Here is a 15,868-nt window from a genome sequence, read left to right on the forward strand (position 1 = left end):
TGAGTTGTGTTTAGTAGCAAAAGTCTAAAAATAAGAAGTTTACTGATTGCAAAAACTGATTTGGTACAGTTCTTTTCCCTAATTTGTTAAAAGTCTACTCACTCCTGATCATTATTCATGGCCCAAGAATCAAAACTTCCTATTTACGGCGCGCTCGGCGCCAATATCGGGATTGCAGTTATCAAATTTATCGCCGCATCAGTCACCGGCAGTTCTGCCATGCTTTCGGAAGGAATTCACAGCACGGTAGATTCCGGAAATGAATTATTGCTGCTTTTAGGCATCAGCAGAAGCAAAAAACCAGCCGATCAGGGACATCCGTTTGGTCATGGGAAAGAACTTTATTTCTGGGCGTTGATCGTGGGAATTTTAATTTTTGCATTGGGTGGCGGTATGTCTTTGTATGAAGGAATCACACATATTGAGCATCCTGAACCGCTAAAAGATCCAAAATGGAATTATATCGTGCTGGCAGTTTCCATGTTTTTTGAAGGCGGGTCGCTGATTATAGCCGTCAAAAAATTCAATGAGCTGAGGGGAAAAGGTACTTTCTGGAGTGAATTGCGATCAAGTAAAGATCCTTCACTTTTTGCTGTGATTTATGAAGATGCCGCGGCTCTGGCTGGTTTGATTACCGCATTTTTTGGTGTTTTCCTTGGTCATTATTTCAACAATCCGCTTTTTGACGGCGTTGCTTCCATCGTGATTGGTATCATCTTGTGTGTTGTGGCCGTAGTGATGGTAATTGAGAGCAGAAAATTACTGGTTGGTGAAAGTGCTCAATCGGATATCGTCCGTGGAATTTATGAACTGGTCAATCAGGATTCTGATGTTTCTACGGTTTATTATCCGTTAACCATGCATCTTTCTCCAAACGAAATTTTACTGGCACTTGATGTCCAATTTAGAAAAGATATTAGCTTGAAAGAACTTGTAGAAGCCGTCAGTCGGACAGAAAGCAATATCAAAGCTGCTTTTCCGGATGTGAAAAGAATTTACATTGAAGCCAGAAATCTGGCAAAATCGGGAGAACAAATTGCACAGGAGTATAGGGAAAAGGAGGAATTATAATGTTTGACTTCGGCTTTCGGCGGTCGGCAATCGGTTGAGGATTGCGATTTGAAATACTAATTCAGAAATGTTTTTACGGGTAAATACCGTGTAAAAAAAGCTTCTTTTTAAGACTCGAAATATATTATCGCTTTTTTGTAATTATTAAACTAATTTGGGATAAAATTATATTTTGATCTGATTAGTATGAAGAAAAGAACATTTCTAAAAATATCATCTGCATTAATGACTGCTCCTTTATTTTCTCCTTTGACAGGTTGGGCGACTGGCGAAAAGCTCAAAAACTGGGCCGGAAATCTTGAATATAGTACCACCAAATTATACCAGGCCAAATCAACGGAACAGGTCAGTGAATTTGTAAAAAAGCACAATAAATTTAAAGTACTTGGTACGCGTCATTGCTTCAATAAAATCGCCGATAGTAAGGATGAATTTATTTCCCTTACCCAGGCAGATGAATTGATTGAAATATCCGCTGACGGCAAATCGGTTACTGTAAATTCAGGTTTGAAATATGGACAGCTAAGTCCTGTTCTTGATAAAAAAGGTTATGCTTTGCACAACCTTGCTTCGCTGCCGCATATTTCCGTTGCGGGTGCGTGTGCGACTGCAACGCATGGTTCTGGGAACAAAAACGGGAATTTATCCACCGCAGTTTCCGGGATGGAAATTGTTACCGGAATGGGTGAAACCATAAAATTGACAAAAGAAAAAGACGGGCAGAAATTCCTGGCAGCCGTTGTCAACCTTGGTGCCTTAGGTGTAGTAACAAAAGTAACGCTGGATATTCAGCCAACTTTTGAGATGAATCAATATGTGTATCAAAATCTGCCTTTTTCGGAACTGAAAGACAACTTTGAAGCCATTGAGGCAAAAGGTTATAGTGTTAGTCTTTTCACAAACTGGCAAAGCCGGGATATTGCGGAAGTTTGGGTGAAAAGAAAAATTGAAAAAGGAGAAAACTATAAACCGGACGCAGAACTTTTTGGTGCAAAACTGGCCACAAAAAATCTCCACCCAATTCCAGAATTATCAGCAGAAAACTGTACTGTTCAAATGGGTGTGCCCGGTCCATGGTATGAAAGAATGCCGCATTTTAAAATGGGTTTTACACCAAGCAGCGGCGTAGAGTTACAATCGGAATATTTTGTGCCGAGAAAAAATGCAGTGGACGCTATTATGGCAGTTTACAAACTGGCCGATCAGGTTGGTCCGCATTTGCTGACAACCGAAATCCGTACTATCGCCGCTGACAATCTTTGGATGAGTCCTTGTTACAAACAGGATAGCGTGGCGATACATTTTACATGGAAACAGGATTGGCCGAATGTTAGTAAACTTTTGCCAATTATTGAAAGAGAATTGGCTCCATTTAATGCCCGCCCGCACTGGGGGAAAATGTTTACCATGGCTCCGGCCAGACTGCAATCGCTTTATGAAAAACTGCCTGATTTTCAGAATTTAATAAAAGAATACGATCCTCAGGGGAAATTCAGAAATGGGTTTTTGGATACGTACGTTTACCAAAACTAATATCTCAGCCAGCATTTTACCGAATAGTAAGATCTGCTTGTTTCTTATGCCAAGGCGTATGATACAAGCAGATTTTTTTATTTTGATATAATTAGTTTTTAGTACCTTTCCTTTTCATACACTAATTTCTATTCAGGAACTTTACTTCCTATGCTTTCAAATTCGCTGCGAACATATATTCGTCTGTTTTTAATTCTTATTCCAGTCATCATTTTCGGTGCATATATTTTTAAAAATGCCGTGAATATTCCTTATGACGACGATGAAGCATTATTAATCAGCATAAACTCGATTCAAGAGAATAGCAGGAATTTATTTCATGCACTGGTTGTGCAGCACAATGATCACCGTATCTTCTTTTCAAGACTGGCAGCTGTACTGATAGCATTTTTTAATGGTGAGATGAATTTCAGAATCATGATCATCTTTGGTTATCTGAACCTGATTCTTTTGGGACATGCTTTATATCTCGTATTTAAAACAGTAAGCAACCGGTTGATTTTCTTTCTGCCTGCTACTATTCTAATATTTTCACCCATCGTTTACGTCGTTCATCTTTGGAGTATCACCGCTTTTGAGCAAACGCTGGCGATTACATTTTCTCTTTATTGTCTTTACTTTTTACAACCTTCGAAACAAAAGATCTGGTATTGGGCTTTTCCTTTTGCCATTGCGGCCACGCTGGCAAATCTGGATGGTTTGAGTATTATCCCGGTTGGACTTGTCTGGCTGTTATTGCAAAAAAGAACCCGGGAAAGTCTGATGTTTACAATTTTCTCAGCCGTTTACTTATTTTTCTTTTTTAAAGGTTTTAGATTTTCCTTTTCTTCCGAATCTTTTACCTTGTCTCAAACAATCTGGCTGATTTTTAGAGGCTTCGTTTCCTTTACAGGCTCCATCACAAAGGTGCTTTCAGATTCACACGTTTATATTTTGTCGCTTACAGCCGGAGGTGTTTTTCTGGTAATTTACCTGCTGTTTTTTATAAAGAAATTTACAACATCAGAAGGCTGGAAAGGCGTCTGGTTACCAGTCAATTTTGCGGAAATTTGCTTTTTGAAATTGCTGGCCTGCGGATTCATGATCGCGATGGGACGTGGAATGTCCAATATTGACAGTATGGCTGCGATGCGGTTTCAGGTTTATTCGGCCAGTATTTGTATTTTATTTTACCTGTTTTTACTAAGTAATCTAAAAAACGGGAAGTTTAAATACGGCGTTTTTTTAGTTTTTCTGATAGGTACAGTTACATTAAATGGATGGTCTTATGCAAAATATGGTAAAGCAGTTGCCAATCATAACGATGAGTTAAAGGCTGATTCCTACAATTTTCCGAATCATTCCTTTTTTATTCACCAATATTCAGCTGCGCGGGATCATGACCCGACATTTTTTAAACATTATACCTTTCCCGAATACTTCTCAAAAAGTGAAATGTTTGCTTGGGAGGAACAAATCAAAAGTCAGAATCTGGATGCAGCAGTGGTTTTTAAAACCAATGTTATTGAGGATAAATCGCTGTACGGAAAATATATTTATCCGGTTTTAAATATTGAAATTGATCATTTGCCGGCCAGTATTCCCAGGAAAAATGTTTACTTATTATTATCCGAAGATAACAAAAACGACAAGCCATACATGGTAGCTTTACGTGTAAATGATAATAACTGGCTGGGAAGTCTTATGAAAAAAGAGTTGCCGCCTGCCTCTTTTTCGACCATTATCCCACAAAAAATGCCGCAAGGAATTTACAATGCGGCATTATGCTGGACGGAAAATGGTAATCCAAAAAGTTTATTGATTGCGAAGGATTTTGCTGTTAAGAGTAATTGAAAGCTTATCTCACTTTATTCTTTCAAGCAAAGCCATATAAAATCCGTCGTAGCCTTCGTCGGCTACGGATGTGCGGCGTTCATCCATTAACCTCCAACGGTCACCAAATTCCATAACAAATCTTGTTACCTGATCTTCTGATTCCGAGGGTAATAAGCTGCAAGTTGCGTAAACCATTTTACCGCCTCTTTTCACCATTTTGGAATAAGTGCTCAAAATATGCCACTGCGTATTTCGGATTGTAGTCAGGAATCCAGGTTGCAATTTCCACTTTGTATCAGGATTTCTTCTCAAAACGCCAAGTCCTGAACACGGTACATCCAGCAAAAGTCTGTCTGCTTTTTCAACGAGATCCTTCACCGTTGATTCATTTTTGATCAAACCTGTCGTTAAAATTTTAACGCCATTCCGGACTGCGCGTTTTTGAAGTTCTTCCAGTTTAAAGTGCTCAATATCAAGCGCAATGATATTCCCCTTATTTTCCAGTAAAGAAGCAATTTGCAAAGTTTTCCCTCCAGCACCTGCACAAGCGTCTATAACGGTTTGTCCGGGTTTGAGATCAAGAAATGCGGGAATCAGTTGCGAACCTGCATCCTGAACCTCGAAAAACCCTCTTTTAAATGCATCCTGTCCGAAAACATTTTGTCTCTTTTTAAGTACAATTGCCGTCGGAACTTCTTTAACCAATTCTACTTTGTCTTCACCAAAAACAGAAATAACGGCTTGTAAATCGGATTTCAAAGTATTGACACGTAAGACAAAAGGAGCCTGGTTATTCAGCGCAGTAATTTCCTTTTCCCATTTATCGCCCAATTCTCTTTCACCAACTTCATCGATCCAATCTGGAATGGATTGGGCAATTTTGCGGACTTTCAAAGCTTCCTGGTAACGGCTCAAAACCGTTTCCAAGTTAATTTCTTCAAATTCTGTCCATTCAGGTAAGATATTATCGGTTTCGGTATGAAGCTGTGCAGGTTTTATAATTTGCCAGGTACCAACCATTTTCCAGAAATGTTCCGGCTGTGTCACTTTTTCCTGACTTGCGGAATACTTGATTAAACGCCACCAGCGCACAATTTCGTAAATATTTTCCGCCAAAAAAGCCCGGTCGCGCGCGCCCCATTTCGGATTGGATTTTAATAAACGTTCTACAACACGATCTGCCTGTTGCTTGTCTGAAAAAATTTGCTGCAAGGCCTGAACCGTCGCCTCTATTAATCCTCTATATAGTTTCAAAGTCAAAACAGACTAATTGTCTGGAATTAGTTTTATGGTTTGGAAGTAAACCAATGTAGAGGCAAAGTTCGGGAAAGTTTTTGAATGTGCTAACCCCGATTTGCAATCGAGGTTGTTTTGTTTCGCGTTTGCAACGCGAGTGATGTTTATATTAACGCGAGTAATGTTTATATTTAAGATAAAAGAAGTTATGGTCTCGCGTTACAAACGCTAGACCACTTAACCCCGATTGCAAATCGGGGTTAGCGTCACCCAATCTCCCGCAACTCCATCTCAATCCCCATCAGCTGCCCAATCATCTCAGCCTTATAATCCAACGTCTGATTCATAATTTTTGGTACCAGCTCTTTGTAATAATCAATGCCGGTCAGAAGCTGTTCTTTAAATTTGATCAGATATCTGTTCTTTTTCTCGTTCAGCTTGTGGGCGTTTGTTTCAAGGTCTTTTTTGTAATAATCAACATAAAGATTCAGCTCATTAATAAACATATTGGGGCGACTGACTTTACTCAGCAAATCAATTTTTCCATAAATATGGCTCACCATTTCATCCAGAGAATATACTTTTGAAAACCAGGCGAGATTTGGTCCCGGACAAATAGAAACGGCCAGATTTTCTCTTGATTTCAGCAGATGATTTTTGAGTAATGTTGAAGTGCTCAGGCCGTCACACAGACAAAGTTTTTCAGTAATCGCGTTAAATTGATCTTCGTAATCGGCTGGTCTTGGATCAATTTCCTGCAATTGTTTTATTTTCAAATGCTGATATTGACGCGATGCCGTGCAGATCGGTTCACTTGTAAATTCAGTATTGGAAACCAGGTATTTTTTCTTGCACGGACTTCCTGGCCGACCGGCTGCGATTCTTTCCAGACGCTGTTTTTCCGCGCTGCTTTTTTTGAAATTATTAAAAAGAACGCCAAGCGGCGAGGAATTGCTGATATAATAATCGTCACTTTCCGCGTCTGCCAAGTCTTTCAAAGTAGCTTCATCCACATTTGTTACTTCGGGAACAAGCAAAAACGGGCTTCCCCAGCCAGTTGCATTTACCTGATAATGTTCCAGTAAAAACTGATCCTCTTCCGCAGTTCCAATTCCGCCTTGTACGGTTATTTTTATCTCAGGCGTTTTACTGATTTTATATCCTTTCAATTCAATTGCAGCCTGATATAGAGAAAAAAGATCGGTCAACATTTCTTCTTTCCGCTCTTTAAATTCTTCCAGAATCGGCCCTAATAAATAGCCTTCCGTTGCAAAAGCATGTCCGCCACAATTTAATCCAGATTCGATCCTGAACTCGGAAACCCAGATTCCTTTTTTTGCCAAAAACTTAGCCTGAATGAATGCTGATCGGAAATCACTTACTTTCAGGATGATCTTTTTACGGAATTTATCATTTTCATCAGGATAAAAATCCCTGAAATTTTCGAGATAATTATAAAGCCTGGGATTCATTCCGGCTGAGAGAATCAGTGATGATGTCAGTGTGCTATTGGCAAATCCACGGAGCGCGGCGGATGCATCTGAATAATCATCGGTCAGAATTTCTCCATATACATCCTTGTTCAATTTATCCACCTTTGACATAATATTTACGTCAATGGCTCCTTTTTTCAGACAATTCCGCAAGGCATTCTGCATCCATTTTTTCTCTTCCGGATCGTTTGATAAAAGCATTTTTTTGTACCGCTTTTTCAAAGAAGAAGTATCAGGCAAAAGATCAAAATAACGGGTGATATCATTTCCTTCTTCAAAAGGCTGCTGACGAAGATTTTCAAATTGTTTGTTGACAATTCTTTCCGTTAAATCCAGATAAGCCGTGATGCGCCTGCTTCTGAAATCGTGTTCACTGGAAAGAATCGGAATATATGTTTCACCGTTTTTGAGCGTATGAAATTTTCGCATCCGTTCAATCATTTCGTCGTCCACAATGGAGGCGACGGATGAAATTCCCAGATGCGAAACTTTTATGGGTGTATCAACAGAATAGCCCAATCCTAAAACCGGGATATGAAAAGTATGCGTCGTATTTTCCTTGCTCATGAGTAGCTTGAAGTAGTAAGTTTTTACTCTTCAAAACTAGAACTTCGTTGAGGCAGAAAAATTGATGCAGGTTGGCAGTTTATATGATAATCGTCAGATCTTGATTTAAGGATTGATGGATTTTTAGGATTGATGGTTTTTGGTTATCTTCTTTCGTTGTAGACGCCAACTTCGGCCAGCGTTGGGGGAGCGGTAAATTCGTCAATTGAAATTCTCACTTTTCCGGCCCAGATTCTGTCAAAACGTAATGTTTTAATTTTCTCGGGATTGTTCACTGTTTGAAGTGGTTTCCAGTTGCCATTTTCAAAATATTCCACACGATATTTTTTGATAGAAGCTTCTCCCTGCGCAATCGTAATGGTATTGAAGGCTTTGTCTTTATCAAAAGAAATCTCAAACCATGGATTTTTAACTTCTTTATTTGAAACCCAGGAAGTACTGAAATTGTCGTCATTGGCAAAATCCATGATATCCATATCATTACTCCAACTGGAATTTACCGGCTGATGTTTGGCAATGTTGGAAGAAATGATAGGCGCGTCAACCGGACCAAGTTTTGGTACATTACCTCCTTTTTTCCATAGATCACCCATTTCTTTTAATGCTTTTAAGGCATTGTCATCAATTAATCCGTCACGATTTGGCGCAACGTTTAAAATGAAATTACAGAAAACCTGGTTGAACGGAATCAGGTTATTGTTTACTAATTCATTTGGATTTTTAACCGGATCAGTCGGGAAATTAGTTTTCCAAAACCATGAGCCATTGATCGGCAGGCAGGAAAGAGCCGGTAACTTATTCGTTTCTTTTGAAATTTTCTGTCCGGCGCCTTGTTCGTATGATTTAATATCGGTGTAGAAAAGGGTTTCTTTTGGATATTTCGCGGCGTTCAGATCCATCAGCAAACAATTGGGCTGCAAGGTTTTTACCAAAGTATAAATCTCTTCAAAAGGAACATCGTCATACGAAATCCTCGACCATGGCGCGTCCCAGCCGTCAATAATCAACGCGGAAATCTCGCCGTATTGGGTCAGCAATTCGGTAAGCTGCGCTTTGATCATTTCAATATGTTTCTTTTCAATAAATCCCGGACGAAGTTTGTGATGCGTATCCAGAATTGAATAATAAAGCATCACTTTCAATCCGTTTGCCCGGAAACTTTCAGCATATTCCTTCACGACATCTTTTTTCAAAGGGCTGTTCATGACATTATAATCCGTCGTTTTGGTATCCCAGATGCAAAAACCGCTATGATGTTTGGTCGTCAGACAGCCATATGTCATCCCGGCAGATTTCGCTGCTTTTGCCCATTGATTGCAATCTAGTTTTGTAGGATTAAAAACAGAAGGCGAAGTATCCGGATCCGGCCAGTCCTGATTTACATAAGTCGGGATGTTGTAATGGATAAACATGCCAAAGCGCAAATCGATAAATTGCTGTTGCAGCTCGGTAAGCGGTTTTCCTTTTTTTGTGATTTGTGCTTTTCCGGTAAAAGGAAAAGTTAGAAGAATGAGGATTAAAAACGATAGTGATTTTTTCATATTGATGTGCTTTGCACGTTTGTCTAGGAATTGTTATAATTTAAGTATTACGGTGTTCAGCACCTTCAATCGCAGGATAAATATTATGGTGTGCTGCATCCTGTTTCAATAGCTTTTCAAAACACTTTTAATAACAGAATCTTTTTGCGCAGCTTTCAATTTGAGATTGTACTGATAAACCGCTGCTTCCCACTCACCATAAACCGGATTTGGCAAAACAATGAAACGTTTACCAAAATCAGCTGCGGATGCGTAGGTATTTTTCACTCTTTCTTCTTCCGGTTTTTTGTCAAACAATGCGCTGAAATCAGCCAGATTGTCTCCCATGAACATAATGATGTTATGTGTTTCTGCTATTTTCTGCCGTCTTAATTCTTTGGAAGATACGGTTTGTTTCAATATCAGATTTTCATTAACCGCATCCGGAAATCCGAATTTTACCAGATTCGCCAACGTTCCTTTTCTTTCTGCTTCCGCACGATTGGTAAGATAAAATATTTTTACACCTTTTGAAGATGCATATTTCAAAAATGGCAAGGCGCCGGGGATGGTATCAGCTTTGGAAAGTGCCGTCCATTCTTCCCATGATTTTTGCTCATAATCTTTACCCTGCAATGATTGTTTTACATCATACGGACTGTTGTCCAGAACGGTTTCGTCAATGTCTGTAATTATGGCCAAAGGTTTTGATTGTGGCTGAAGCAAAGCCTCGTCTACCCGGATATGCGCAATGTTGAATGCCTGAAAACACAGCGCTTTATACTCTGCCGCTCTTTGTTGAAACAATGCGGTAAATAATTTTCCTTCGGCTGTCAGGTTTGTGGGAGATACAGTGGTAACCGATTGCTGCCTCGTTGTGGTGCATCCCAAAGCCAGCGCAGTGATTAAAATGATGTATTTTTTCATATGACAAAGTAAATCAGTTATTGGAAAGATAAATCATAAAAGCCGGAATTTACCGCAACATTCTTATGCTTTACCTCAATCTGCTTACGATCAGCAACATCATTAACCATTGCCGCGTATTGACTGAAAAAACATACTCACTGAACTATGGAACGCAAGGAATTTTTAAGAAGAGGATTTTTATCAGCACTAGGATCGGCCGCTATTCTTCCGATTTTAGGATCGTGCAGCAAAGATAGCGTAGATCCAACAACTACGACTGATACGACAACCGGGACAACGACAGGAACTACTACTGGCTCATGTACGACAACTGCGACTGAAACAGCAGGGCCATTTCCTACCAAAACGCCAAGTACGCTGGTGTTGAACGATATCACTTCTGATCGTACCGGAACAAAACTGACGGTGAAAATCACGATTCAGAACAAAAACAACAGCTGCGCAGCTTTGGCAAATGCGATCGTGGATATCTGGCATTGCGATGCTGCCGGAAATTATTCTGAATACGGTGGAAGCGGAATGCAGTCAACCAACTATACTACTGTTCATTTTCTTCGCGGAAGACAAACAACGGATGCAAACGGGCTGGTAACTTTTACCAGTATTTATCCAGGCTGGTATTCAGGACGTGCGCCGCATATTCATGCACATATTTACAACAGCTCAGGAACTTCACTTCTGGTAACGCAAATTGCTTTTGACCAGACAATCAATAACACAGTTTACGCTCAGGGCGCATATAAAAGTCACGGTTTGCAGGATACTACAAATTCAAATGACAATGTTTTCAGCGACGGTGTTTCAACAGAACTGGCTTCGTTTACAGGAAGTGTTGCTGACGGTTACGTGCTGACGCATACGATCGTAGTGAGTGCTTAATTTTAAGATTTGTTTGAAATTGAAGGAAAATAAACAACCCGGAAAATGACAAAAGGCCTTATCCAACTCTGTTACCGGAAAATAATTGATGCCGATTCTCAAAAGATCTGGGACAAATATGTTTTCGATGATACCTATATGGAATTTTTCATGCAGGCGCAAACGTATAATCAGGAAGGGAAATACAGGACTTTTCAGGAAATTTCAGAAAATGTTCCGGCGGCTAAAAATCTGACTTATCTGGTAAGTACGGCGGCATTTAATTATATCCGGCAGTTAAAAGATGTTGTGCCGGATATTGTCAATGTTTATGGAAAACTGTGTCTTCCTTTCAATCGTTTCAAATTTGAAATAATAGATTCTGACGTAAAGGATAAGGCAGGTCATAAGGTGGCGATTTATTTTTACAGCGACCCGTTAACCTGGATTGATACGCTGGATGGAAAGTTATTAATTGCTTATGGAGATAAGCGTGAAGCGATTAATCGGGGAGAAGAGGTGGAAACAGAAATGATCGCTTTGCAACCTTTTCTGAATATTTCAAGCGTGATTTTTCCGGCTGCGAAACCGGTTTTAATACCAAATGGTGAATTTTTGACTTCAACCGCTGAAAGCGAAATTAACTCATGATGATCACACAAACGGAAGGACAAATTTATCTGGCCGGGCAACGCGGATGTTCCCAATTATCCTGGTTCCGGAGTTTTCATACTTTTAATTTTGGTCTTTATCAGGATCACAACAGAGAGCCATTTGGTAATTTAAAGGTTTTGAATGACGATACCCTGGCAGCCGGAAAAAGCTTCAAAATGCAGCTGGCAGAAAATACAGAAATGATTTTACTACCGGTTGTCGGCGCGGTTGAATATACAAACAGCTTGGGTGAAACGGGAATTCTGGAAGCCGGACAAATGCAGATTTTCTCAGCTGCGGAAGGTATGGAATATGAAATTTCTAATCCATATGAGAAGGAACTGATAAATTTTATTCAAATATTTTTAAAAAATAATCAATATCCTTTTGTTCCCAAGGTTCAGGAAATTAATATTGACCTGGAAAACAGAAATCAGCTATTTCCGCTGTTTTCTCCCGGACAAAATGGTCTTACTACTCACCAGGAAACTTTTGGTTTTATTGGGAAATATAGTGGTCGGAAAGAAGACCTGTATCATCTTAAAAATCCGGAGAACGGAATATTTGTATTTATTATAGAAGGTGCTTTTGAAGTTCAGAACAGATTGATGGAAACCCGGGACGGTTTGTCGCTCCGGAATCTTGATGAACTGGAATTTGAAGCACTTTCAAACGATGCGATTATATTGATTCTTGAGGTATCCGGGGTCTGAGCAGGTTGCGAGTCCTGTTCGCCCTGGAACTTCATGGTTCTATGATCACATTTAAAATCCTTGTTTCAGCAGCAGGTCCTTTTTCAAAAGAACGGCTCAGGTTGAATTTCAATAAATCTTCGCCCATCGCCTTTGTAGTCCGCAGTGTAAAAATCTTCATCCTTTTTCTACCGGGAAGATTTTCCTTCTGAGATTTCTCTGTGTAGGACGATATTTCTTCAATTTGGGATTTGCCTTTATCAAGTGTCCAGTCATAACCCGTTCCGGCCTGTAACGGAATTTTTACGGTCAACGACGATCCATTCCGGAGTGCAACTGTGGTTTCGCTTTTTTCGAGAATTACGACTTTACGTTTGCTTTTAGATGTGGCGCATCTCATATTGACAAGCACTACAAGAATCACTGAAATCCACATGAACTTTTTCATTATCCTAATTTTTTACTCGAACATCGTTAAATTCTAACTCCGTTTTCTTAGTGTAAAGTAGTGATTTTTAAGGCAAACAGCAAGCGCATTATACTCCTTCTATACTTTTATATTTTACTTATTATCAAATATTTATAAAGGTTTAACTTGTTTGAAGAAATAAAATATTTGATAGAACATAAAAAAACCGGCAGTTAAAATTCTGCCGGTTCCGGATAATATGAATAGTTATTTTGAAGCTAAAATTTCAATTTTTTCGATTACCGGATCCGACGCTAAAAGTTCAGATGCGTTTGCCATAAGTGCTGCCGCAACTTTCCCTGCTAGATGCGCATTTCGGCCAGCTTCGTCAGGAAAGGTGTCAAAAATTCCGAAAGTTGACTTTCCAATTTTAATTCCGTACCAAGTCACGGTATCGGGTTCATCCATAACAAGCGACAATCCACTTTTCAGGAAATCTGCTACTTCCTGTTCTTTTCCTGGCTTAGCTTCCAGTCTTACAAGTAATCCTAATGCGATCATGATTTCTGCTTAATTAAGTGGTTGTATAAAAAAAATTATGCATTCATAATCTACAAACGTTAAAATTACGTATATAGTTTTAACGTAACCCGTTAATTTCATTTATCTTTTACCATTTATCGATTTCCCATAATTTGTACACGTTTTACCGCTATTTAGCAATCGCGCGGAGCATAGGGGATTTGTACTTTTGAATTGTCTATTAAATGGTATTACAATCAACGGGAGTGAAGCGGATACTTTATTCCCGTTATTATAATCTGTGGAAAGATTTTTTTAATACCGTCGAAAATTCATCAGGCAAACTTTAAATAGCATTAACCATGAGCGACAATACAAAAAGATCAGGTGTTAATTTGGGAAATGGTATCAGGTTTAAGCAGGGATTTGCGTCAGATACAGAATCCGCCATCTTGTCTGATTTTTCAGGAATATCGCCTCTGATTATGAATTTGAATGCTGTTGAAGGTTTTGCAGCCGACGAGGAGGATTACAATTTGCCAGGCCTGTTTTACAGAGAAATGTTATCTGATGACGACAGGGCTAATCTGGTATGTAACATTATTTGCTCATTACAGGGAATCGATAATCCTCAAAAGGAGAACATCATAAAAGAGCAGCTGTATCATTTTTTCAAAATTGATACAAAACTTGGTTTGGCTGTGGCGGATGGATTGAAAGTTAAAGTTGGTGCACTTTTGTTGTCACGATAAATTAATTGGAAGTATTAATTATTTCATTCCTTTACCAATTTCAGTTTTATGACATCACCGGCATTTTCTTCATTTATATTAATAGTGTAAATGCCATTCGGATAGTTTTTCAGATTGATTTGAATTTCGGCTTCGGAGACAATTTTTTCTAAAAAGATTAACGAGCCAGAGGCGTTATAAACAGAAACTTTGTTTCCCGTCTGTAAGCCTTTGATACTGAAATGATTCGTTGCCGGATTTGGATAAATTGAAATCTCATTGGCGGGACATTCCGTATTAGCTGCTATGATGCGGCTGAACTCATAGCTTTCATCATTGTCGAGCATTTTTAATCGATACAGATTGCTGTTCACCAACGGATTTTCGTCGGTGAAGCGATAAACTTGATCAGATCCTGATGCAGGAATTGATTTTATTTTACCAAAATTTTTACCATCCGCACTTCTTTCCACTTCAAAATGGGAGAAATTGCTTTCCAGAGAAGTATCCCATTGCAGGTCGATGGCGCAGCCGATTGTTTTGGCAGTGAAGCTTTCAAGTTTTACCGGAAGAGGTGTGGTTGGCCCCGTAATTTTTGCAATTGTACCGTCAAAAAAGGAAATCGCATACAATTCACCTGAATTATCCTCACCAAATGAAACCAGCGAAGGATAGGTTACATTGGTCAGAAAACCACTAAATCCGGCAGGCGTGATCATACCGATTTTGAAAGTCTGGTAATCACCAAAAATGTAAGATCCTTTCAGTGAACCATATTTTGTTCCCCGATACACATAACCGCCCATCACCGAAGCGCTGCTGCCACCATTGTTTGTAAAACCCGGATAAACAAATTTTGGAGCAATAAAAGAAGTGGTAATATTACAATTGCAATTTCTGTAAACGGAATTTCCCTCCATATAATCCCAGCCGAAATTTTTAGGCGTGGTGACGTCCGTGGCTTTCAGATAATTAACTTCTTCCCATCCATCCTGACCGTTATCTCCATACCAGAAATCACCGTTTTCACGATCAAAACTTATTCTCCATGGATTGCGAAGGCCTTTTGCCCATATTTTTTGAAGAATATTTTCGGACGGAGAAGTGCTGCTGACGTCCAGTCTTATTATTTTACCAAAAAGCAGATTTGAGTTTTGTGAATTTAATTCAGGATCACCCATCACACCGCGACTTCCCGGGCCATTATCTCCTGTTGAAATGTACAGAAAATTATCTTTTCCAAACGCCATATCGCCGCCCCTGTGTCCGCCTAAAACATCGGTATAAGGAATTGTCAAAATAAGCGTTTCCGATGAGGCATCTGCCAGATCCGAGTCCGCTCCACCAACTCTGCTAAATCTTGAAATATTAATTTCGAATTTATTCTTCACCACATACATCACATAAAAATAGCCGTTGGTCAGATAATTAGGATCAAAAACGATACTGAATATCCCCGCCCAGTCAAGGTCACTCATTTTGTAGCTGATATTCAGGAAAGGCGTATTATGGTTGACAATTCCGTTTTTTACAACCTTGATTTTACCGCCGATCTCTGCAATAAATAACCTCGAATCATAAGCATGTGTAGCTTTCACCGGGCGAGTGAATCCGGATAAGTAAGGCTCTAAAACCGGGATTGGTTGTGAAAATGATACTATTGATAAGAAGAATTGAAAGACGAAGAGTAGCAGTAAAGTTTTTTTCATGGACTGGAAGTGGGTTATTTCGTAAAGGAACATTTTTATTTCTTATAAATGAAGTCATTAAATAAGTTGTAACCGATCTGTAAAACTTTATTTTTTTTATCATGAAATAGAAAAAAGTGGTAGTGCGA

At 39.3% G+C, this 15,868-nt stretch carries 14 protein-coding genes; 7 read left to right on the forward strand and 7 right to left on the reverse strand.

All coding sequences use genetic code 11. From position 1 onward, the window contains the following. Positions 1-117 precede the first annotated feature (117 nt). From IEE83_RS31535 to IEE83_RS31545, 3 genes are all read left to right on the forward strand, one after another. Positions 118-1,071 carry a cation diffusion facilitator family transporter gene (locus IEE83_RS31535; RefSeq protein WP_194124679.1) on the forward strand — a complete coding sequence of 318 codons (954 nt, stop codon included), beginning with the start codon at positions 118-120 and terminating at the stop codon, positions 1,069-1,071. Between the two features lie 186 nt (positions 1,072-1,257). Beyond that, complete coding sequence (locus tag IEE83_RS31540; protein ID WP_194124680.1) at positions 1,258-2,604, forward strand: D-arabinono-1,4-lactone oxidase; 1,347 nt, start codon at positions 1,258-1,260, stop codon at positions 2,602-2,604. A 150-nt stretch (positions 2,605-2,754) separates the two neighbouring features. Next, on the forward strand, positions 2,755-4,437 hold the full coding sequence (locus IEE83_RS31545) for a hypothetical protein (protein WP_194124681.1): 1,683 nt from the start codon (positions 2,755-2,757) through the stop codon (positions 4,435-4,437). A 9-nt stretch (positions 4,438-4,446) separates the two neighbouring features. On the opposite strand, the gene IEE83_RS31550 is transcribed toward IEE83_RS31545, so the two are convergent. The 4 genes from IEE83_RS31550 to IEE83_RS31565 all read right to left on the reverse strand — a co-directional run bounded on the left by IEE83_RS31550 (position 4,447) and on the right by IEE83_RS31565 (position 10,162). Continuing rightward, positions 4,447-5,673 (reverse strand): RsmB/NOP family class I SAM-dependent RNA methyltransferase, encoded by a 1,227-nt coding sequence (locus IEE83_RS31550; RefSeq protein WP_194124682.1) that lies wholly within the window; start codon positions 5,671-5,673, stop codon positions 4,447-4,449. Between the two features lie 248 nt (positions 5,674-5,921). After that, positions 5,922-7,715 carry a hypothetical protein gene (locus IEE83_RS31555; RefSeq protein ID WP_194124683.1) on the reverse strand — a complete coding sequence of 598 codons (1,794 nt, stop codon included), beginning with the start codon at positions 7,713-7,715 and terminating at the stop codon, positions 5,922-5,924. Between the two features lie 143 nt (positions 7,716-7,858). After that, the gene (locus IEE83_RS31560; RefSeq protein ID WP_194124684.1) at positions 7,859-9,256 is read right to left on the reverse strand and encodes an alpha-L-fucosidase; all 1,398 of its coding nucleotides are present in this window, start codon (positions 9,254-9,256) and stop codon (positions 7,859-7,861) included. 105 nt (positions 9,257-9,361) lie between these two features. Then, on the reverse strand, positions 9,362-10,162 hold the full coding sequence (locus tag IEE83_RS31565) for a 5'-nucleotidase, lipoprotein e(P4) family (RefSeq protein WP_194124685.1): 801 nt from the start codon (positions 10,160-10,162) through the stop codon (positions 9,362-9,364). A 147-nt stretch (positions 10,163-10,309) separates the two neighbouring features. Between IEE83_RS31565 and IEE83_RS31570 the strand changes: the two genes are divergently transcribed. Genes IEE83_RS31570 through IEE83_RS31580 form a run of 3 tightly spaced genes read left to right on the forward strand, consistent with a single transcriptional unit; the run spans position 10,310 to position 12,390 of the window. Continuing rightward, entirely contained in the window at positions 10,310-11,044 is a 735-nt protein-coding gene (locus tag IEE83_RS31570; protein WP_194124686.1) for a dioxygenase family protein, read from the forward strand. A gap of 45 nt (positions 11,045-11,089) precedes the next feature. Continuing rightward, entirely contained in the window at positions 11,090-11,674 is a 585-nt protein-coding gene (locus tag IEE83_RS31575) for a hypothetical protein (protein ID WP_194124687.1), read from the forward strand. After that, entirely contained in the window at positions 11,671-12,390 is a 720-nt protein-coding gene (locus IEE83_RS31580; RefSeq protein WP_228102156.1) for a pirin family protein, read from the forward strand. The genes IEE83_RS31575 and IEE83_RS31580 overlap by 4 nt, the downstream gene beginning before the upstream one ends. 31 nt (positions 12,391-12,421) lie before the next feature. Here the strand turns inward: IEE83_RS31580 and IEE83_RS31585 are convergent, their stop codons facing one another. Both IEE83_RS31585 and IEE83_RS31590 read right to left on the reverse strand, forming a co-directional pair. Beyond that, entirely contained in the window at positions 12,422-12,817 is a 396-nt protein-coding gene (locus tag IEE83_RS31585; RefSeq protein ID WP_194124688.1) for a protease inhibitor I42 family protein, read from the reverse strand. Between the two features lie 228 nt (positions 12,818-13,045). Then, the gene (locus IEE83_RS31590) at positions 13,046-13,339 is read right to left on the reverse strand and encodes a putative quinol monooxygenase (RefSeq protein WP_194124689.1); all 294 of its coding nucleotides are present in this window, start codon (positions 13,337-13,339) and stop codon (positions 13,046-13,048) included. A gap of 323 nt (positions 13,340-13,662) precedes the next feature. Here IEE83_RS31590 and IEE83_RS31595 point away from each other — a divergent pair, with 323 nt between their 5' ends. Beyond that, the gene (locus tag IEE83_RS31595) at positions 13,663-14,052 is read left to right on the forward strand and encodes a catalase-related domain-containing protein (RefSeq protein ID WP_194124690.1); all 390 of its coding nucleotides are present in this window, start codon (positions 13,663-13,665) and stop codon (positions 14,050-14,052) included. A 23-nt stretch (positions 14,053-14,075) separates the two neighbouring features. Here the strand turns inward: IEE83_RS31595 and IEE83_RS31600 are convergent, their stop codons facing one another. Next, positions 14,076-15,740: a PQQ-dependent sugar dehydrogenase gene (locus IEE83_RS31600; protein WP_194124691.1), complete on the reverse strand. Its 1,665-nt coding sequence runs from the start codon at positions 15,738-15,740 to the stop codon at positions 14,076-14,078. Positions 15,741-15,868: the final 128 nt, after the last annotated feature.

Origin of the sequence: Dyadobacter subterraneus, from assembly GCF_015221875.1 — a bacterium.
GTDB classification, from domain to species: Bacteria; Bacteroidota; Bacteroidia; order Cytophagales; family Spirosomataceae; genus Dyadobacter; species Dyadobacter subterraneus.